This window comes from Brucella anthropi (assembly GCF_046630315.1).
Taxonomy (GTDB): Bacteria; Pseudomonadota; Alphaproteobacteria; order Rhizobiales; family Rhizobiaceae; genus Brucella; species Brucella anthropi_A.
Window position 1 is genome coordinate 55,480 of the sequence record NZ_LQBD01000038.1, and the last position, 20,004, is coordinate 75,483.

Genomic DNA, 20,004 nt, shown 5'->3' on the forward strand with positions numbered 1-20,004 from the left:
TTATGCTCCTTCCTTGATAAGGCTGTGCGGGCATCCCCTCCGGCATGCCTGAAACATGCGGATGCGATGGGCGTTGGTTGTTGCGAAAGGCTTGCGCTGCCAGAGCACACAGGTGTTGCGTGGCAAATCGCCGAGGACCGGGCAATCAACGGTCTCAGCCATCAAGGCACCGCGAACAGCTTGTTCAACCCGGCCGATATCGCCGTTCTGATAGCTGTTGGAGAGAACCTGGCTGACGGCGGAAGCCGAATAACCGACCTTGCGGGAAATCGCCGACTGACTTTCATGGTCACAGGCTTCCGCCAGAATGACGATCCAGTCAGGAATGACATTTCCCCAGGCGGTGCGTGCCTTGTCGATGTTGGAGAGCTTGGCGGCGATCATGGTTGCACCTCTTCGGTCACAACCGGGCCAACGATCTCATGACGATTCTGGTCAAAGACGCCCTTGGCTCGCAGGATAATCGGCGGCAGCGGTCCGGTGTTCATGTCCGGCGAAAGCCGATAGATACCGAGATTGCCGGATTTTCCTTTCTGCATCTCAATCAGGTAGCCAGCTTTGGCCAGAAACTTGATGTAAGATTTCGCCGCCTCGATGCCGATGCGTGTTTCATCGGTGGACGCCCAGATGGAAATATCCTGCGCAGTGAAACCTTGCGCACCTGCACTCATGCGCATGTGGTTCCACATGGCTTTCTGTTTGCTGACGCCTTCGATCACAGTGCCGTCGCGGCGTACCTTGGGTGTCATCGACTGGCGGATGGCGACCTTGTACGTCGCAGCATCCCGGTCAGAAGCGACAGGCTCGATAAAGCCAGCCTTCGCCAGCCGCCGCATGAAATCGTTGATGTCCGATTGTGGCGCGTTTGAACGATTGAACACGTCGCGAGCGGTAAAGGTGCGTTCGGCTACTGCGTAGTCCATCATGACCATCCAGTAGTGATCGAAGCCACGCTTGGGGCTTTTGCCTTTAACGGCGGTAACCTTGAGAACGATGCCCATCAAGCGGCCCTCCGGTTGCGGGAGGGAACGGCGCCGGTGCAGAAATAGCCTGCGCCATGTTGCTGATATTGCGCGAGGCCGATTTCCTTCAGGCCGAGTTCGTCGGCGGTGTTGGCGATGGAATGAAGCGTGTTGCAGATGCGGCGGACGCGACCGTCACCTTCCATGCGCGCCTGATCCAGCAAGTCATCCGAAATCGAAACAGAGCGGCAGAAGGTTTTGGCCAGAGTGCGCGTATCGTCCAAGTCGCAAGGCTGCGCGTAACCCCATTCCAGCACGAGGTCACGGAACCGATCAACGCGCTCCAGTTTTTTCGGGAACAGCTCTTCACCGATCAACAGCACCGGAACGTTGCTCTTCTTGGCGATCATGCGCACCAACTCGATCATGTTCCGATCGACCAGTTTGTCTGATTCATCAATGATGAGGGGACGCTTCGGATCACGGGCCAGAGTGCCTATGATCTCATCTTCCAGATCGGACAAGGTGCCTCTCGCGTCGGGCTGACCAAGCTCGGACAGGATGGCGGTGAGCAGCTTCTTTTTCGTCCAGGTGTCGGATGGCTCGACATAAGCCGCAGCCGTCTTGTTCATGGCATAGAGCGCGGCCACGCTCTTGCCATAGCCAGAGAACCCGGCAAAAACGCCAAGGTTCGGCTGCAGCGGGTGGCGGTTCTGGAGCGACCGGACGAGATTGAGGCACGCAGCCACATTCTTGATCGGTGCAGTATCGCCGCCATTGACAATCGGTTCGTTACCAGTCATTTTTTCCTCATTGTCTTGGAAATTGCATTCGAAACCCCGCGCCAACGGGGTTTTATTTTTTTAGCGAGCGATCTTCAGCGCTTGCTCAAGTCCAAAATCCTTTGCTGTGTCCTTGATGGTTCGGTATGCCGCCGTGGCCTGAAAGCGGACGAGCTGCGCGGCAGTGTCTGCATCCAGTTCGACACCAGCGGCGATCTTGGTTTCAAGGTCCATCGCCCATTTGAAGCGGCGCGCATTGGCGCTTAGACCCGCATCCGGATCGAGATGGACAACCGTCGAAGACTTCCGATCCTCGGCCTCGCGCTTGATCGCTTCATGCAACTCTGCCGCCTTTTCGTTGAGCGGCTTGGGCTGGATACCTGCCTGCGGAAGTGTGGCGGCATCGATGGCGGCGGCAATGGCCGGTGTCGAATGCTGCTCTTCGCGCTTCGGCAACTGGATGACGTTAGCGGTCTGGCCAGCTTTTTCGGCTGCTTTGCGCTTGGCAAGGCGAAGGGTGCGTTCGATACCGGATGGACCCTTTTTCAGTTCCCGGATATCTGCCTTGATCTCGCGTTCGCGCTGGCGAACGATATCGGCGGCAATGTCCTTCTGCGCCTTGACGTATTCCTGCGGATTGACGCCCGCCAGCTCTGGGCAGATCGCCACGTCGAGAAACTCACCGCCTTCAGCGGAGAATACATACATCTTTCCCATATCGAGCGGATCGCGGCGGCAGAACACTTCCGTACCAACCATGATCGTGCCGGAAACGTAATGCAGGCCGTTGTCCTTGATGCCCTGTTTGGTCATCTTGCGCAGGCCGTTCTTACCGGCAACCGGCATCAGCAGTGTATCAAGCGCGCGTTCGTCGATGCGACGGATCGGCGTTGTGGAAGCCTGGGCGACTTCGTTCGGTGTCCGCCCCTTCAGGCCGCTATGGGCGCTTTCGTGGTAAACGAACTCCAGCCAGTCATCGATATGCTGCTGGAGCTGCGCGGCCGTAAGCGATACTTCGAACAGTTCATGTTCATCTGCGCCGAGGCGCTGTGCGAAGCTTTTCCGGCCTTCGATTGCCTTACGATCGGCAACAGAGTGCCCGATATAACCCGGCAGCTGCGGGCAGACATTATGCTGGAACGTCTTGATTACGCGCTCGACATGGCCTTTCTGCTCCGGGCTGTATGCGTCCGAAATGTCGGCGGTGATGTCGAGATTGCTGAACAGGCGCTTGGTGGCTATTGCCACGAAATCCGAACCATTATCCGTTTTGATAACAGCGGCGGCACCCATCTGCAGGATCGCCTTGCGGATAAGCAGGGCAACCGCTGAAGCACGCGGCGTCTTCGATAGGGTTATGACGAGACGGCGTGTGGCAATGTCGATGCAGGCATACATCGAATAGCGCCCATCCACGCATAGGGCGTCAACGGGCGATGCGTCGATCATCCAGAGCGCGTTCGGTTCATCAATATGCCGATAGGTGCCGGTGCCGGAAAGCTTCATGGTAGAGCGGAACTTGTCCGGGTCCGTGATCTTGGTCAGGACGAGCTTCTCCTCGGCTTTCAGCGCAGCGATGAAGTGTCGAAACGTACGCACAGGAGGCAACGGCTTCATTTCGCCATTGCGATCGGTCAATTCCGAACCAAAATGGTCCTCGCAATAGCCACGGATGATATCAGCCGACAAATGCGGGTTAGCCGCGATCCAGGCGAGAACAAAGGAGCGGACATCGCCGTTGTTGGCGGTTTCCAGCAAACCCTTGCCCTTGCGGGCTTCGGAGCGGTCTACGGCAAGCGCATCTTTCGCGCCTTTTGCTTTCGCCGCGCGCCAACGGAAAACTGAACGCTGAGAAATACTCGGCAGGGTTTCCTTGACCCATGGGTCCACCTGGATCATGCCAACGTTGTAGCGGTCGCAGAATACGAACAATGCGCCTTGAACGCTGAGATTAAGGCCCTTCAAGAACAATTCAAAAGCCGCAACGACGGCAAGGCGCGCATCCCGCTCACGTTGGGCGCGGTCACTCAAGGGGACTGTCGTGGGGATTTCTGACTCGGCCTGCGGTAGTGGCTCGACACGGCCCGTGACCATGTAGCGCTGGACATAGGCAATCTGCGGGAGAGTAGGCAGTAAACGATAATGATACTGCAAACCACCGCCGACATCGGCGCGACCACGGCAGAGTGATGGGTAGGAACTCCAGTTGTGCCGCTTCGCATGACGAATTACGCCACTTTCCGAATGCGGAATGCCCGGCAATTTTTCTTCTGCAATCTGTTTCGCCGTCAGCCATTCCTTCATGGCGGCGACTGGCGCGGGATTGACACGGATAATCTCGTTCATCGACGTGCAGCCTTTCGCTTGGCTGACAGCACCTGCCGTCGCGCCTGCAATTCTTCGATGTGATCTTCAAGCAACCTGTCTTCGATCAGGTCGGCGTATTCGTTGGCGATAACCGTCAGGCCGAACATGCCGGGCACGAAGCCGAGCAGTTCCTTGGCGTCGGTCGCGTGGACAAGTGCGATGAACGCGTCGAGCGGGATGCGATGTTCACCGCTCGCCTCGGATGCCCATTTGTCCAGCATCGTCGTGGAGATCGACCGATCCAGATAGCGCGTCATGGAGGCCGCAATTTCCGACCGGCCCTTGTTGTCATCACGTGCGTCACGCAGAGCGCGAGCTACCAAGCGGGCAATCTGGTTATCGAGCGAGCCGCGACCGGTCACGCCTTCTTCGTAGCGGATCGCCACCTGGGGAGGCGTCCACTCGAACAAGTCCTTGGTGAGAGGGTCGCGGCGCTTGGTCATTAACGTGCAGCCTGACGTTCTGCGAACCAACGCAGCACCGCCGCTTCATGCAGCGCAAAGAAATGATCTTGTTCGGACGGCTTCAACCGTGCAAAGCGGTCGGCAATCTTTTCCCAACGTGCGGGTTCGTTCGGCTTCGGTGTGCCGTCGATCTGGATAATGGCTTCAGTAACGGTCAGCGCCTTGCCATCAAGCACCAGCTCAATGATCGCCGATGCACGCTCATATGGTTCGTTTGCGATAGACAGAAGCGCTTGCTGATTGTCGCAAAGCGGAAGGAATATCGCCATGCGGTCTCGCAGGTCGGCCGGAATGCCAGCAATCTTGATTGAGCGGAAAACTTCATTGCGACCGATCTTCAGGAAACGTTGTGCCGCCTCCGAGAAACTCAGCGCAAATGCCTCGCCTTGTTCCATGATTTCAGCGTCGGTCGAATTAAGTACCAAGTTGGTACTAAATTCGGTTTCCGATTGCGGCTGCGTTTTAGGCCCGCGCTTTACGGGGTGAGCTGCCCGCCAGATTGCGCACCAATCGGCAACATCAACGCTGCGTTCCAGAACGGTCAAGCTGTGTCGATAGAAGTTCTCGGCAATGCCGGTCAGACGAATTTCTGCCTGGTCGGCAAATTCGTCCGGCTGGCGTATTGCCGCGATTACGGTAGTCTTAAGCAAGGCGGCAGCTGCAAGGCGCTTTGCACCGAAAACCAGCTGGTAACGTCCGTTCTTCTGTTCGATCACTTCGATTGGCTGTCGCTGTCCGCGAACCTTGAAGTCTTCGGCAATGGCAAATGACGCGTCTGGCGACACCTTCTTGTGTTCGGCGGAAACGTCCACGAGCGACGGATTAATGTCAGCAATAATCATGTTGGATGCTTTCGATTGTCAGGATGATGGAAAAAGGCTGACGGAAGCGTCAGGCAGCAGTCTGTGCACCGTCAGCGTTCGCGTGACGTTTTGGCCTTCCGCCGCCAGACTTGTTGCTGCTACTATCCACCCCGTCATGACGACCGCGCGTGTACATGTCGGGAAACATCTCGCGGAACGGAACGCCAAGGGCAGCGGCAATTGCTTCCGCTCCAGGCCGACTGGCTCCGATGATTCCGGCACGGCAAGCTGCGGGATACATGCCAGCATCGCGGGCTATTCCGGTCAGGGTCTTATTCTGCCGTAGTAGCTCATCCTTGATTGCTGCACGGTCCCACTTTCTTGGGTTCGTCATGGTTGCTCCCTGTTTTCTGACCTGTGCAAGAGGTCGGTTGGCTTGGGTGTAGGTGTTGAAACAGTGTCGCAACGGATATTCGCGTAATTATGCGAATAAGTCAACGTAAAACCGTGATTATTTGCGGTCAGACTTATTCGTTTTACGTAATTACGTGAATATTAGGCCAACATATTGATATCGCAGCGATTTTAACAATTTCGCTGCCAATTTCATATGTCTGGCGAAGGGTCAGAGTTGACGTAATTATGGGAACAACGTTCGCAGAACGCTTAGGGCAGATCGTTGACGGGGAATCTGTTCACGCTTTTTCGAAAAAAGCGGGAATCAGCGATTCGACGTTCCGGCAGTACTTGAATGGAACAATGCCTGGGCTAGAAAAGCTCATACAGATCGCAGACGCTGGCGGCGTAACGCTGGACTGGCTGGCAACAGGCAAAGGCCCAAAGCATACGGGTCAAACGCTGCCCGCAACATCTGAGCCAAGTATTGTGAATTCGGATAACGGATATGCGCTTATCCCACGGCTCGATATTCAGCCGTCTGCGGGCACCGGATCAATCATTTACACTGAAGATGCTCTTGATTTTCTTGCGTTTCAGACTGATTGGTTGAAGGCGAGAGGCATTCGCCCGGACTGCGCTAGAGTGCTCACCGCCCGTGGCGACAGCATGATGGAAACAATCCATGATGGAGACGCCCTTTTGGTAGATACGTCGATCAACCGCTTTAAAGACAATGCGATTTACGTGTTGGTGTACGGATCAATGGTGTTGGTGAAGCGCATCCATGCTCGGATGAATGGTTCTGTTCAGTTGATCAGTGACAATCCACGATATCCGCCCGAAGAGATCACAGAAGGCGAGATAGATCAGTTGCATATCGCAGGACGCGTCATGTGGTTCGGGCGATCAATTTAAGTTTGATGTCAAAGCCTCGCCCTGCCATTTGATTTTGCCTTGCAGATTTGAGGCGAGTAGTTGTGGATTTCATGAAAGCCCCGGTTTTCCGGGGTTTTTCCGTTCTATATCGCGAAATCCCACTTAATCCCGGATTATCCCGGTCACTGCCATATGATATTGCCGGTTACACATCCGGTTGATGATTTCACCCGCATCAGCCGACCCTGCATAGAATAATGGTGACTGCTTTGCTCACCGCTATTGCGCACTTCACACCGGACAGGGAGCGCCGGAGAAAAGTGCGCCGACCGTTTGCGGGTAAATGGTTTCGCCGTCACGCATCAGAAACAGAACATCGAGGCCGAGACGATCCGCAAGCCCTGCCCCAGCCACAGGGCCGAGCACCATGAGCGCCGTTGCCCAGGCATCGGCCTGCGCGCAGCTTCTTGCCACAACGGTGACGGAAGCAGGAGAAGCCGCAAGCGGAGCGCCCCGGCGCGGGTCCATCGTGTGCGACAACCTGTGTCCGCCAGCCGCGACCCAATGCCGGTAGTCGCCGGATGTAGCGACGGCGGCATTGTGCAGCGCCAGCATGGAATGCGGCGCGCGGCGGTTATAATCCGGCGTCTCGACCGCGATGTTCCACGGCGCGCCATCCGGACGAAGTTCCAGCGCCCGCATTTCGCCGTCTATGCCCACCAAACCGGCGTGGATGCCGAAGCGCTCAAGCGTATCAGCCAGCCGATCCACGCCATAGCCTTTGGCAATGCCGTTGAGATCAAGCGCAATGGGAGCTTTCTTGCGCGCTCGCCCACCTGAAACATCAAGCTCCAGCGCGTCATATGCGGCAATGCGCGGTCGGGCCAGCGCCTCGCCTATCCGCTTCTGATCGGCCTGGATGGGGCCGAAGCCCCATGCCGTCACCGCATCGCCCATGGCTGCATCGAAAGCCCCGCCGGAAATACGGCCGATCTCGATTGCAAGACGCAGCACCTCCATCAGGCAGGCGGGAACAGCCACCCATTCGCTGACCGGTGCGCGGTTGAGGCGCATGAGATCGCTGTCCGGCTTCCAGGTGGACATCTGCATGTCCACCGCATCCACCGCCTGTTGCAACGCGCCTTGCAAGGGCGCGGGATCGAAGCCGGCAGGAGCGTAAAAAGTTGCCGACCAGCGCGTGCCCATGGTGAGACCGTTCAGCGCATTGCGTTTGAGGTCAGTAGACATCTTCGACATAGCGCTCCTCCGCTTTCAGGACGGCTGGCGTCAGCCCGGCCGGGGCCAGAATCTCGGCAAGCGCCGCAGAAACGCCCGCCGCCATCTCGCGCCCGCCGCAGACCATGATCCGCGCGCCCTTGTTGACGAGACGGACAACCTCCGCCGCCTCCTTGCGCAAGGCGTCCTGCACGTAGCTTGGATTGTCGACACGGGAACAGGCAGTGGTGAGATTTTGCAGATGGCCGTCCCTTTGCCATGCCTGCAAATCCTCGCCGTAGAAGAAATCGCTTGCCGGATGGCGCATGCCGAAAAACAGGTGAACCGGGCGATGCCGCCTGTTGGCGCGTATGATACCCGCCAGCGGCCCGATGCCCGTGCCCGCACCGATCAGGATCAGCGGCTTGCCGCCCTTTCCGGCGTGAAAATTCGCGTTGCGCCGCAGGAAGGCACGCATTGTGCCGCCGGACTGAAGCTCGAAGAGCTGGCCGGAGCAAAGCCCTGCCGGATGTTTTTTCACCACGATCTCGACAAAGCCGTCGCGGCTTCCGGAAGCAAGCGAATAGAAACGCGGAACAGCCGAGCCTTCGGGAACGATCCCCAGCAGATCCCCCGCCTCGAAGCGGCTGAACCCGTCGCCGCTCAACCGCTGCCAGAATGTCGGCTGCGGCAGGGCAAAGCGCAGGATGGCGGTTGGGGCCTGCACATCGACACCGTAGTCCCGGCGCGAAACAAGCGTCAGCGCCGTCACCGTCGGAATGACCGGCTGATGGACAAGCTCAAGTTCGGTGCCGATGGCGGCGCCCAGCCCCCGCCCCCAGCGGGCAAAATCCTGCGTGGACTGGCGATCGACCGTCTCGAACGGCATAAGCTCCTTCCAGCCTTTTGCCTGCGCCGCATCCGCAACGGCTTTTGCGAAGGCACAGTAATCCGGGAAGCTGCGGTCGCCGAAGCCCAGCACCGCAAGGGGTGCGGCAGGCGCTTTCGGCAGGGCGGCCAGACGATCCAGAAAGCCTTTGGCCGAGGCAGGCGCATCGCCATTTCCATAGGTGGCGGCAAGGATCAGGATACGCTGCGCTTTCGCATAGCGCGCCGGGTTGAAAGAAGACATTGCGCCAATATGGACGCTCTCGCCCTTCGCGCGCAAGGCAGCGTGAAGCGTCGCGGCAAAACCCCAGCTGCTGCCGCCCTCGCTGCCGACCAGCACAATCGTGTCTGCCTTTCCGGCTGCGGCATTATCGCGAATATGCGGGCGGGCGCGCCTTCCCGCGATCCACAGCACGATGCCGGTAATGCCCAGAAAGGGCACCGTCAGCGATGACAGGCCGAGGATGAGACCGAGAAGAGCGGCGCCCTTGCCCGTATGAAGCATTTTGACGGTCTGGGAGATGTGCTGCCAGACGGTGTAGTCATGCCAGCCCAGCAATGCGCCGGTGCCCTGATCCAGATAGCCGGTCCCCTGGTCCGTTTTCAGCACGAACATATCCGTCGCATCGCCGGGATAGGGAAAGGTCAATTCCTTGAAGCTTGAAACCGGCGTTCCCCTCAGCGTCGCGATGAAGGCCGGCTTCATGCCCGTTTCACCGCTTGCACCGGCCGGTTCGGCGACAACCGGGTTTTCGGGCAGAAGATCGAAGGTAGATGCCGACATCCAGGCGGCGGTTGCCGAAGACAGGAGCAGACCCAGAACGGCAATGCGCGCCACTTGCGTATGCAGCCTTCCGCTGGCGGCACCGCGCAGCGGCTTGAACCAGTTTTTCCAGCCGCCCGTGCGCCGGGCAACCAGAAAGGCGCCCGTTATGCTGAGCCCCAGCATGACCAGGCCGCCAACGGCAATGACGATGCGCCCGCTGTTCCCCAGAAAGAGCGAACGGTGCAAACCTTTCAGCCATTGTTCCACCCCGTTCGGGTTTGCCGGAGCGACACCCTGCCCGGTGGCGGGATCGATGACGGCCGATTGCGGCGTGCCCGCATCGAACCAGTAAGCGGTGATCTTGCCGGAAGGTGCGCGCCGCACCTGCTCGACTGTCGGATAATTCGCCTGAATGCGCCCCGTGAGATCGGCGACAGAAAGGCCCGCCTCAGCCTGCGGCGCGGAAAGCCTCTCCATCGCCGGGAAGACCGACAGGGCAGTGCCGCTCAATGCCAGCACCATCAAAAGAACAGCCGCTATTATACCGGGCCAGCGATGCAACCAGCGGATCATGGCCAGCTCCTTACTTCGTATAGGTGAAATTGGCGATATAACGCCGTCCACGAACCGGGGAGCCGCTGTCTTTGCTTGTCAGCGGTATGGCGATTTCGTCGGGACTGTCCTGCATATCCTCAACCGCCGCATCCACATGCAACGTATAGCCCGCATCGAACAGCGCATCGGCCAGATCAAGCGTGATTTCCAGCGTGCGGCCCGCACCGACGCTTGCACCCGTGATGCCGTCGATCTCGGCCATATCGCCACCGGTGGCGCGATACCAGCCCGTCAGATGCTGGTAATATTTCGACTTGCCGCCCGCCATCCACAGGCTTCCGGCATAAGCGCCCTCAGCATCCGTCACATAGAGCGCGATATAGGCTCCGTCGCCGCCATAATTATTGAGCGTGGTGGTCAGCGTGACCGGCTGCGCCAGCGCCAGACCGGGAAATGTCAGGGCAGTGGTGAAAGCAAGTGCTGACAGAAGCGATTTCATGGGTATCGACCTTCATTCTGGAAATATGCAAAAGCGGAGCTTTCGCACCGGCGCGGCAAGGCCGGTGCAAAATGGTCTGAATGTTGACGGAGGGCCTGTCCGCCCGGCAAGCAAAGCACGGTTGGCCGGGGAAAACCGGAAAAGGCTCGCTACTGCACCTGAACCTTCGGCGTGGTGCCCTTCTGGATCAGCTTGTTGGCGGGCGCTCCGTCCGACGGGCGAGCGGCGTCGCCACGCTGCTTGCGGTCATGCCGATGATCGCGGTCGTCATCCATGCCCCTGACCTTCAGTTTCATGATGGCGAGGCTTTGCGGATTGATCTTGGCCTTGAAGGGCTTTCCGGCCCCGTTCAGCCCCTTGATCTCATAGCAGCCGTCATCGATCTTGATCCGCTTGACGTTCCAGCCGAGCGAAGTCGCCATCTGCTGAACCGCATCGCGCGACTGCCACTTGTCCATCGGCACATTGCAATCGTCATCCGCCAAGGCGGCCTGCGGCGCGGCAATTGCGGCAGCAAGTGCAGTCATCAGGAGGATTTTCTTCATGTCTTTGTCCTGTCTCCAAGTTCCGATGCCGCATTCATGTCACCGTTTCCTGACAAGCACCTGAAGCCGAAAAATTTTTCCTGTCAGGCAATTGTCAGGTTTATCCGGCAAAAGCGGCAGGCAAACAGGAACGACCAAGGCATGAGAATTATCCTGATCGAAGACGATGCCATCCTCGGCGCCGCCGTGCGCGACCACATCGCGGCCGACGGCCATTGCGTCGATTGGGTCATGCGTCTGGATGCCGCCGATGATTACATGCGCAGCGCGCATTACGATCTCGTGCTCCTCGACCTGATGCTGCCGGATGGGCAGGGCCTCCCTTTCCTGCGCGATCTGCGCATGAAGGGCTGCACCACACCCGTCATCATATTGACGGCATTGGACCAGATTTCCGACCGCATCCAGGGATTGAACGCCGGCGCCGACGATTATCTGACCAAGCCCTTCGATCTCTGCGAGCTTTCCGCCCGGCTGAACGCCGTGGCGCGGCGCTATAGCGGCAATCCCAATCCCCTGATCGAAATCGGCGGCCTGCAAATCGACCTTGCCGCCAGGACCGTCCTGCGCGAAGGGCGCGCGCTTTGCCTTACCGCGCGCGAATGGGCGCTGCTGGAAGCCTTTCTCCAGCATCCGGGCCAGACCATGTCCAAGGCCCAGCTTGAGGAACATCTCTATTCGTTCGATACGGAAGTCGAAAGCAACACGATGGAGGTCCATGTGAGCCGCCTGCGCAAAAAGCTCGGCCATGCCATCATCGAGACGGTTCGCGGCATCGGCTACCGGCTGGGCAGCAAGCCGGGAGCAGCGCGATAATGCGCCCGCGCAGCCTGCAATGGCGCATTTCCTTGTGGCTGGGGCTTGGCATCACGCTGCTGTGGACCATTGCCGCCCTTGTGACCGCCGCACAGCTCAGCCGCGAGATGAATGTCGTCTTCGACAGCGCGCTGGAGGAAACGGCACAGCGCATCCTGCCGCTCGCCGTTCTCGACATCACCGAACGCGAAAGCGATGACGAGATCAACCAGCGCATGGCGACACTGCGCGAACATGATGAATATTTCACCTATGTGGTGCGCAACAAGGCGGGTGAGGTCTTGCTGCAATCGCACAGTGCGGACCTGTCGGTCTTCCCGCCTTTCACCACCATGGGTTTCCAGACCACGCCCACCCACCGCATCTATTTCGATGCCGCCTTGCAGGGCGCGGTCAATATCGCGGTCGCCGAACCGCTGGGCGCGCGCCGCGGCGTGGCTAGGCAGGTTCTGTGGCGGCTGGCGCTGCCGCTCGGCCTCGTCATTCCGCTGAGCCTGATCGGGGTATGGGGCATCGTGCGCGTCTCCATGTCGCCGCTCTGGACCTTCCGCTCCGATATCGAAGCGCGGGGCAGCGGCGACCTTTCGCCTGTCGCGGTCAATGACCTGCCCCTGGAAATCAGCCCCATCGCGCAGGCAGTCAACCGCCTTCTGGACAAGCTCAAACGCGCGCTGGAGGCCGAACGCTCCTTCACCGCCAATTCGGCCCATGAACTGCGCACGCCGATAGCCGCCGCCCTTGCCCAAACGCAGCGGCTGATCGCCGAAACGCCGGATGCGGCCGCACGCAATCGCGGTGAACAGATCGAGGCAGCCCTGCGCCGCCTGTCGCGCCTTTCGGAAAAGCTGATGCAGCTTGCCAAGGCCGAAGGCGGGCGCCTTCATGCCGCGGAACCCATCGATATGGCCATGATCCTGCGCATGGTCGTGCGGGAGCTTTCACAGCCCGGCAGTACTGAAAACCGCATCCGGCTTTCAACGCCCGACACGGCAGTCAAGGCCGATATCGATGCCGACGCCTTCGCCATTCTGGCGCGCAACCTCATTGAAAATGCGCTGAAACACGGCCCGCAGGACGAGCCGGTGGAGGTGACGCTTGCCGCCGCCGGAAAACTGAGCGTTGCCAATGGCGGCCCTGCCGTTCCGCCCGATATTCTCGAGCGGCTGTCACACCGCTTCGAGCGCGGTGTCACCAAGGCCGACGGCACCGGACTTGGGCTTGCCATTGCAAAGGCCATCGCCACGGGTACAGGCGGGACGATTGACCTTTTTTCGCCGCGAGAAGGCCGCGAGGACGGCTTTGAGGTGCGTTTCAACCCCGGCGGACCAGGCGTCTCCTGTTAAACAGTACATTGCGACGCTGTCAGCGCGCCTGATTTCCGTCCCCGGCTCAATGCGCAGGATATTGCGTAAAACAGCGAGGCTGAAATGAAGAAGCGTAGCGCGCGATGCCAGAAGGCGTTGTTGCCCTTTATGTCGCATGCAGTTACCGATGGCCGCCTTGCGACTGGCCAGAACCCATGGTCGGCAAAGGCGACGGCACGGCGTATCCTGACATTGCTTTGATGAAATTGCTCTGGGCGGTGATGTTATGGACGTGCGCCCTTTTGGCCCTCCGTCGGCCACCTTAAACAGCAAGCCCCAGGGCAAGCCTTGCGACAGCGCCGCACTGAACGCACAAAAGGTCCGAACTTTGCCTATCTAATAATAAAATTGCTTAAAATAGCAGCAACAAGAAATAGCTTGACGAAAACAGCCGAAATTCGGTAATTTCCCTGCGAAATTGATAATTGGCATTTGGGCCCTTCCCGGAATCAGAAAATTCCGGGTGGGGCTTTTTTGTTTGGCGTTCCGCATGGCTCAAAACAACAAAGAAGACATTCCTGTCGGCGTCCTGTTCTCGCATTCCGGCCCCTACGAAAAGCTGGGCTACGAGGGCTATTGCGGAGCCATGGAGGCGATCAGGGCCGTCAATGATCGTGCGCTTCCGTTCAGCCTTGTGCCACGCATTGCCGACCCGCGCGGCAATCCCGACCGTTATGCACCGCTGAGCGAAAATCTGATCGCACAGGACGGTGTCAGGCATATCGTCGGCTGCACGACATCCTGGAGCCGCAAGGAAGTCATTCCCGTTGTCGAGAAACGCGACGCCTTGCTCTGGTATCCCTGCGTCTATGAAGGTTTTGAGGCCAGTGACCGCGTCGTTTATGCGGCAGCCTGCGCGAACCAGCATCTTGTACCGCTGATCGATTTCATTATGCCCCGCTTCGGCAATCGCGCCATATTGCTCGGTTCGAACTATATATGGGGCTGGGAAACCAATCGTCTTGCACGCGAAATGCTGAATGCCGCCGGAGGCGAAGTCCTTGGCGAACGCGCCATTGCAATCGGCGACACGGATATCGACCATCTCATTCGGGAAATCGAAAGCAAGAAGCCCGATTTCATCCTCAACAACCTGATCGGCGAATCGTCCTACACATTTCTGCGCGCTTATGCGGAACTGGGCCGCAGAAACAGCGATTTCCGCACCGCCGCGAGGCCTGTTCTCAGCTGCAATCTCTATGAAAGCGAACTGGAGCATGTCGGCAGCGCGGCTGCGGGCAATTACAGCGTGAGCAGCTATTTCCGCACGCTGCCGGGGGAAACCAACCGCACATTTCTCGAAGCAGTCCGGAACAACGGCTTTGACGGCAGCCTATCGGCCACTTTTGCCCAGGCCTATTCCAGTGTTCTCATGATCGCCGCCGGCATCGAACGGGCTGGCACCGACGATGTTGAAAAAGTGCTGGCCGCCGTCCAGACGCACACCACCAGCACGCCGCTGGGAAATGTGCTCGTTGAACCGCGGACGAACCACATCGCCCTGCCGGCCCATATCGGACGGGCCAGGCAGGATTGCAGCTTTGAAATCGTGCATGAGGCCGGGATTTCCATTCAGCCCGACCCGTTCATGGCTCGAACGCATCTTCAAACATCCGCCAATCCGGGCCAGCAGTCCGGCTTTCTAAGGCTCGTCAAATGACTACGACCGATCAGGCCTTCACCGTCGCCAGTTGGGGCGCATTCGAAAACTGGACCGCGCTGATTGTTCATCGGCGCCACACGAATGTCGATGCCATCGTGCAGCAATTGCGCCGGATCGGCGTGGAGGCCGTCGAATGCTGGCCGAACCTGCCCGAACAGGCCGACATTTCCCGGTTCAATATCGTCTTTTTCGATGTCGACATGGGCTATGACGAGCAGTTTCCCTGGCCGCCGCAGCAGGCCCCCGTGCCCACAGTCGCCCTGATCGGCTCGGAAGCGCCGGGCCGGATCGGCTGGGCACTCAACCAGGGTGCCGATGCGCAACTTCTCAAGCCCATCGGCAGTGCGGGCGTCTATAGCGCGCTGGTGATCGCCATGCACAATTTCCAGCGTCGTCATGCGCTGGCAACCGAAATCGGCGAACTGCGCGACAGCCTTGCCGGGCGCGAAGCCATTGCACAGGCAACGGCGATCCTGATGTTCGCCGACAATATTTCCGCCAGGCAGGCTTATCAGAAGCTGCGCCTTGCCGCGATGGCCGAGCGCATCAGCGTCGAGGCATGCGCACGGCGGTTCTTGAGCGAAACGCAGACGGGGAACGATCGTGAGCGCGCTTGACACTCTTCCGGTTGGCCAGAAAAAAGCCGAACGCGGCGTTCTCAGCCGCATCGTCCGCCGACCGCTGGCGGCATTCGGGCTTGTCGTCATCGTCGTCACGGTTGCCGCCGCGCTCTTCGCGCCCTGGATCGTTCCGTTTGATCCGAATGAACAGTTTTTCGACGGCCTCACTCTGGAAGGCGCGCCGCTGGCACCGAATATGAAATTCTGGTTCGGCACCGACCTAGTTGGGCGCGATCTGTTTTCCCGCCTGATCTATGGGGCGCAGACATCGCTGATCATCGGCGTGGTGGCCAACGGCATCGCCGTGCTGATCGGCTCGACCGTCGGCATTTGCGCCGGATATTTTCGCGGCTGGGTGGAAACCGTGCTGATGCGGTTCACCGATCTGATGATGGCCTTCCCAGCTTTGCTGCTGGCGATCGTTCTCGCGGCGATCTTCAAGCCCAGCCTCTGGATCGTCGCAATGGTGATCGCCATGGTCAACTGGGTGCAGATTGCGCGCGTGCTCTACACGGAAACCCGCTCTCTCTCCGAACGCGATTTCATCGAGGCGGAGCGCGCCATGGGCGCAGGGGCGCCGCGCATCATCCTGAAGCATATCCTGCCGCATCTTTTTTCCACGATGATCGTCTGGGCGACGCTCGGTATCGCCACCACCGTCCTTCTGGAGGCGACGCTGTCCTTCCTCGGCATCGGCGTGCAGCCGCCGACGGCTTCCTGGGGCAACATCATCTTCGAAAACCAGACCTATTTCACGAGTGCGCCGTGGCTCGTCTTCATTCCCGGCGCGGCGATCCTCTTGCTGGCGCTCGCCTTCAACCTCGTCGGTGATGCCTTGCGCGATGTGCTCGACCCAACACAGCAGGGACACCACTGATGCTTGCCTATATTGCCCGCCGCCTCATCCAGACCGTGATGATCCTGATCGGCATCAGCTTCGTGACCTTCATCCTGCTTTATCTGGTGCCGGCCGATCCAGCACGCCAGATCGCAGGCCGCAGCGCCACGGCGCAGACGGTCGAGAACATCCGCGAACAGCTGGGCCTCAACCTGCCCTTCTACGAGCAATATCTGCGCTATCTGAAAGGGCTTCTCCAGGGCGATCTGGGACGCTCCTATCTTCAGAAAACCGAAGTGGCCGCCCTCATCTGGTCGCGCCTGCCCGCAAGCCTGCTGCTGATGGCCGGAGCCATCTTCTGCGAACTTGCCATCGGTCTCACCATGGGCGTCATCGCAGCCACCCGGCGCGGCAGCCACACCGACAATGCGCTAATGATCTTCTCATTCATCGGCGTTTCGGCGCCGCAATTCGTCATCGGCATTCTGATGCTCTACATATTTGCGGTCAAACTCGGCTGGTTTCCGATCGGCGGTTACGGCACGTTCCAGCATCTGGTCCTGCCTTCCCTGACGCTCGGCCTTCTGGGCGCAGGCTGGTATTCGCGCATGATGCGCTCCTCGCTGCTCGACGTTCTTCGCCAGGATTATATCCGCACCGCCCGCGCCAAGGGGCTGGCGCGCTGGAAGATCCTGCTGCGCCACGCCATGCCCAATGCCATCCTGCCGATCATCGCCATGATCGGCATCGACATCGGCCTGTTCATGTCGGGTATCGTCGTCGTTGAAAGCGTTTTCGGATGGCCCGGCATCGGCCAGCTTGCATGGCAGGCAATCCAGCGTGTGGACATTCCCATCATCATGGGGGTCACGATCATATCCGCCTGCGCCATTGTTCTGGGCAACCTGCTCGCCGACCTCATCACGCCACTGATCGATCCGCGCATCAAGCTGCGGTGACACCAAAAGACTCCAGAGAAAGGGACACCAATGAAAAAGACTTTTCTATCCGGCATATCAGCCCTGGCGCTTGGCCTCGCCATCTCGTTCGGCGCGCAGGCTGCCGATATCAAGCAGGGCGGCTCGATGATCGTGACTTACAAGGACGACGTTTCGACGCTCGATCCCGCCATCGGCTATGACTGGCAGAACTGGTCGATGATCAAGTCGCTGTTCGACGGTCTGATGGACTATGAGCCGGGCACCACCGACCTGCGCAAGGAAATCGCGGACGATTACACCATCTCCGAAGACGGCAAGACCTTCACCTTCAAGCTGCGCAAGGGGGTGAAGTTCCACAATGGTCGCGAACTGAACGCCGATGACGTCAAATATTCCATCGAGCGCGTCGTCAACCCGAAGACCCAGAGCCCCGGCGCGGGCTTCTTCGGCTCCATCGTCGGCTTTGAGGATGCATCCACGGGCAAGTCCGAGACGCTTTCCGGCATCACCGTGGTTGCCCCCTACACCGTCAAGTTCGAACTGAGCCGTCCCGATGCCACCTTCCTGCATGTGCTGGCGCTGAATTTCGCCCATATCGTGCCCAAGGAGGAGGTCGAGAAATACGGCGCGGATTTCGGCAAGCATCCGGTCGGTTCGGGCGCTTTCAAAATGACCGAATGGACGCTTGGCCAGCGCATCGTCTTTGAACGTTTCAAGGATTATTACAATCCGTCCCTGCCGAAGCTCGACCAGATCACCTTCGAGGTCGGCCAGGAGCCGGTCGTTGCGCTCCTGCGTTTGCAAAACGGGGAAGTCGACATTCCCGGCGACGGCATTCCGCCTGCGAAATTCATCGAAGTCACCAAGGATCCGAAGTTCAAGGACCTGATCATTCAGGGCGGCCAGCTGCACACCGGCTACGTGACCATGAACGTCAAGATCAAGCCTTTCGACAATGTGAAGGTGCGTCAGGCGGTCAATATGGCCATCAACAAGGACCGCATCGTGCGTATCATCAACGGCCGCGCGGTTCCCGCCAATCAGCCGCTGCCGCCGTCCATGCCGGGCTATGCCAAGGATTACAAGGGCTACCCGTACGATCCGGAAAAAGCCAAGGCTCTGCTTGCCGAAGCCGGCATGGGCGACGGGTTTGAAACCGAGCTGTTCGTGGCCAATACCGATCCGCAGCCGCGCATCGCGCAGGCCATCCAGCAGGACCTGGCCGCCATCGGCATCAAGGCCGCGATCAAGTCGCTGGCGCAGGCCAATGTCATCGCAGCCGGTGGCGAGCCAGACGACGCGCCGATGATCTGGTCCGGCGGCATGGGCTGGATTGCCGATTTCCCCGATCCATCCAACTTCTATGGCCCGATCCTGGGTTGCAGCGGCGCGGTTCAGGGCGGCTGGAACTGGTCCTGGTACTGCAATGAAGAACTGGACAGGAAGGCGCAGGAAGCCGACGCCATCGTTGACCCTGCCCGCAAGCAGGAGCGTGAAGCGCTGTGGCGCGATATCTACCTGAAGATCATGGACGATGCGCCATGGGCGCCGGTCTTCAACGAGGAGCGCTTCTCGGTTCGCTCCGAACGTCTGGGCGGTCCCGACGCGATCTTCGTCGATCCTGTCCACATTCCGGTCAATTACGACGAGGTTTATGCAAAAGATGTGCAATAATTGCCAATATACCATTCATGGCCGGCATCACCATTTCGGCTGGGACAATGCGTTCCAGCCAGCGGAAACGGTTGCGCCCGGCTCGACCCTGAAATTCGAATGTCTTGACAGCGGCGCAGGCCACTATCATCGCGGCAGCACGGTCGCCGATGTGTCGACGATGGATTTTTCCACGGTCAATCCGGTTACCGGCCCCATCTTCATCGATGGCGCCAAGCCGGGCGATGTGCTGAAAATTACCATCCACCAGTTTGACCCCTCCGGCTTCGGCTGGACCGCGAACATTCCGGGCTTCGGACTTCTGGCCGACGACTTCAAGGAACCGGCGCTGGCCTTGTGGAACTATAATCCCACGACGCTGGAACCGGCACTCTTTGGAGAGCATGCCCGTGTTCCGTTGAAGCCTTTCGCGGGAACCATCGGTGTCGCACCGGCGGAAAAAGGTCTCCATTCGGTTGTGCCGCCGCGCCGTGTGGGCGGCAATCTCGATATTCGTGATCTTGCGGCGGGGACCACGCTTTACCTGCCGATCGAGGTTGAGGGCGCTTTGTTCTCCATCGGCGACACCCATGCGGCCCAGGGCGATGGGGAAGTTTGCGGCACCGCCATCGAAAGCGCGATGAATGTCGCGCTGACGCTCGATCTCATCAAGGATACGCCACTGAAGATGCCCCGGTTCACCACGCCGGGGCCAGTGACGCGGCACCTCGACACCAGCGGTTACGAAGTGACCACCGGTATCGGGTCCGATCTGTGGGAGGGCGCGAAAGCCGCCCTTTCCAACATGATCGATCTTCTTTGCCAGACGCAGAACCTCAATCCGGTGGATGCCTATATGCTCTGTTCGGCCTGCGGCGATCTGCGTATCAGCGAAATCGTCGATCAGCCGAACTGGGTCGTGTCGTTCTACTTCCCACGTTCGGTTTTTGAATAAGGCCCAGGAGGGCGGTTCGCGCCGCCCTCTTCC

General features: G+C 59.2%; 20 protein-coding genes and 1 pseudogene. 10 read left to right on the plus strand and 11 right to left on the minus strand.

Annotation, left to right across the window (positions count from 1 at the left end):
- The 7 genes from AVM02_RS18010 to AVM02_RS18040 are packed head-to-tail and all read right to left on the minus strand — an operon-like array spanning position 1 to position 5,772.
- Positions 1–384, minus strand: a complete 384-nt coding sequence (locus AVM02_RS18010) for a transcriptional regulator (RefSeq protein ID WP_411508281.1) — start codon at positions 382–384, stop codon at positions 1–3.
- Positions 381–1,004, minus strand: a complete 624-nt coding sequence (locus AVM02_RS18015) for a hypothetical protein (RefSeq protein WP_411508282.1) — start codon at positions 1,002–1,004, stop codon at positions 381–383. Before AVM02_RS18015 ends, AVM02_RS18010 begins: the two co-directional genes overlap by 4 nt.
- Positions 1,001–1,765, minus strand: coding sequence for an ATP-binding protein (locus AVM02_RS18020; protein ID WP_331664916.1), 765 nt, complete (start codon positions 1,763–1,765; stop codon positions 1,001–1,003). Before AVM02_RS18020 ends, AVM02_RS18015 begins: the two co-directional genes overlap by 4 nt.
- Positions 1,766–1,825: 60 nt before the next feature.
- Positions 1,826–4,090, minus strand: a complete 2,265-nt coding sequence (locus tag AVM02_RS18025) for a DDE-type integrase/transposase/recombinase (protein ID WP_411508283.1) — start codon at positions 4,088–4,090, stop codon at positions 1,826–1,828.
- Positions 4,087–4,554 carry a hypothetical protein gene (locus AVM02_RS18030; RefSeq protein ID WP_043062128.1) on the minus strand — a complete coding sequence of 156 codons (468 nt, stop codon included), beginning with the start codon at positions 4,552–4,554 and terminating at the stop codon, positions 4,087–4,089. The genes AVM02_RS18025 and AVM02_RS18030 overlap by 4 nt, the downstream gene beginning before the upstream one ends.
- Complete coding sequence (locus AVM02_RS18035) at positions 4,554–5,417, minus strand: ParB N-terminal domain-containing protein (protein ID WP_411508284.1); 864 nt, start codon at positions 5,415–5,417, stop codon at positions 4,554–4,556. The genes AVM02_RS18030 and AVM02_RS18035 overlap by 1 nt, the downstream gene beginning before the upstream one ends.
- Before the next feature lie 49 nt (positions 5,418–5,466).
- On the minus strand, positions 5,467–5,772 hold the full coding sequence (locus tag AVM02_RS18040) for a helix-turn-helix domain-containing protein (RefSeq protein WP_411508285.1): 306 nt from the start codon (positions 5,770–5,772) through the stop codon (positions 5,467–5,469).
- A 248-nt stretch (positions 5,773–6,020) separates the two neighbouring features.
- Between AVM02_RS18040 and AVM02_RS18045 the strand changes: the two genes are divergently transcribed.
- Positions 6,021–6,692, plus strand: coding sequence for an XRE family transcriptional regulator (locus tag AVM02_RS18045; protein ID WP_411508286.1), 672 nt, complete (start codon positions 6,021–6,023; stop codon positions 6,690–6,692).
- A gap of 252 nt (positions 6,693–6,944) precedes the next feature.
- On the opposite strand, the gene AVM02_RS18050 is transcribed toward AVM02_RS18045, so the two are convergent.
- The 4 genes from AVM02_RS18050 to AVM02_RS18065 all read right to left on the minus strand — a co-directional run bounded on the left by AVM02_RS18050 (position 6,945) and on the right by AVM02_RS18065 (position 11,121).
- A complete protein-coding gene (locus AVM02_RS18050) occupies positions 6,945–7,910 on the minus strand; it encodes an FAD:protein FMN transferase (protein ID WP_411508287.1) in 966 nt (321 codons plus the stop codon).
- A complete protein-coding gene (locus AVM02_RS18055) occupies positions 7,891–10,095 on the minus strand; it encodes a PepSY domain-containing protein (protein ID WP_411508288.1) in 2,205 nt (734 codons plus the stop codon). Before AVM02_RS18055 ends, AVM02_RS18050 begins: the two co-directional genes overlap by 20 nt.
- A 10-nt stretch (positions 10,096–10,105) precedes the next feature.
- Positions 10,106–10,576 carry a DUF2271 domain-containing protein gene (locus tag AVM02_RS18060; RefSeq protein WP_411508289.1) on the minus strand — a complete coding sequence of 157 codons (471 nt, stop codon included), beginning with the start codon at positions 10,574–10,576 and terminating at the stop codon, positions 10,106–10,108.
- A gap of 149 nt (positions 10,577–10,725) precedes the next feature.
- Positions 10,726–11,121 carry a PepSY domain-containing protein gene (locus AVM02_RS18065; protein ID WP_411508290.1) on the minus strand — a complete coding sequence of 132 codons (396 nt, stop codon included), beginning with the start codon at positions 11,119–11,121 and terminating at the stop codon, positions 10,726–10,728.
- A 141-nt stretch (positions 11,122–11,262) separates the two neighbouring features.
- Here AVM02_RS18065 and AVM02_RS18070 point away from each other — a divergent pair, with 141 nt between their 5' ends.
- The 9 genes and pseudogenes from AVM02_RS18070 to AVM02_RS18110 all read left to right on the plus strand — a co-directional run bounded on the left by AVM02_RS18070 (position 11,263) and on the right by AVM02_RS18110 (position 19,971).
- Positions 11,263–11,937 carry a response regulator gene (locus tag AVM02_RS18070; RefSeq protein WP_411508291.1) on the plus strand — a complete coding sequence of 225 codons (675 nt, stop codon included), beginning with the start codon at positions 11,263–11,265 and terminating at the stop codon, positions 11,935–11,937.
- Entirely contained in the window at positions 11,934–13,280 is a 1,347-nt protein-coding gene (locus AVM02_RS18075; protein ID WP_411508372.1) for a sensor histidine kinase, read from the plus strand. The genes AVM02_RS18070 and AVM02_RS18075 overlap by 4 nt, the downstream gene beginning before the upstream one ends.
- Positions 13,281–13,349: 69 nt before the next feature.
- Positions 13,350–13,502: pseudogene (locus AVM02_RS18080) on the plus strand (type 1 glutamine amidotransferase domain-containing protein); the annotation flags it as partial.
- Positions 13,503–13,791: 289 nt separating this feature from the next.
- On the plus strand, positions 13,792–14,961 hold the full coding sequence (locus AVM02_RS18085; protein ID WP_411508292.1) for a transporter substrate-binding domain-containing protein: 1,170 nt from the start codon (positions 13,792–13,794) through the stop codon (positions 14,959–14,961).
- Positions 14,958–15,581: an ANTAR domain-containing response regulator gene (locus tag AVM02_RS18090; protein ID WP_411508293.1), complete on the plus strand. Its 624-nt coding sequence runs from the start codon at positions 14,958–14,960 to the stop codon at positions 15,579–15,581. The genes AVM02_RS18085 and AVM02_RS18090 overlap by 4 nt, the downstream gene beginning before the upstream one ends.
- A 49-nt stretch (positions 15,582–15,630) precedes the next feature.
- Positions 15,631–16,461, plus strand: coding sequence for an ABC transporter permease (locus tag AVM02_RS18095; protein ID WP_411508373.1), 831 nt, complete (start codon positions 15,631–15,633; stop codon positions 16,459–16,461).
- Positions 16,461–17,381: an ABC transporter permease gene (locus tag AVM02_RS18100; RefSeq protein WP_411508294.1), complete on the plus strand. Its 921-nt coding sequence runs from the start codon at positions 16,461–16,463 to the stop codon at positions 17,379–17,381. The genes AVM02_RS18095 and AVM02_RS18100 overlap by 1 nt, the downstream gene beginning before the upstream one ends.
- A 30-nt stretch (positions 17,382–17,411) precedes the next feature.
- Positions 17,412–19,037, plus strand: a complete 1,626-nt coding sequence (locus tag AVM02_RS18105) for an ABC transporter substrate-binding protein (RefSeq protein ID WP_411508295.1) — start codon at positions 17,412–17,414, stop codon at positions 19,035–19,037.
- The gene (locus AVM02_RS18110) at positions 19,027–19,971 is read left to right on the plus strand and encodes an acetamidase/formamidase family protein (protein ID WP_411508296.1); all 945 of its coding nucleotides are present in this window, start codon (positions 19,027–19,029) and stop codon (positions 19,969–19,971) included. Before AVM02_RS18105 ends, AVM02_RS18110 begins: the two co-directional genes overlap by 11 nt.
- Positions 19,972–20,004 lie beyond the last annotated feature (33 nt).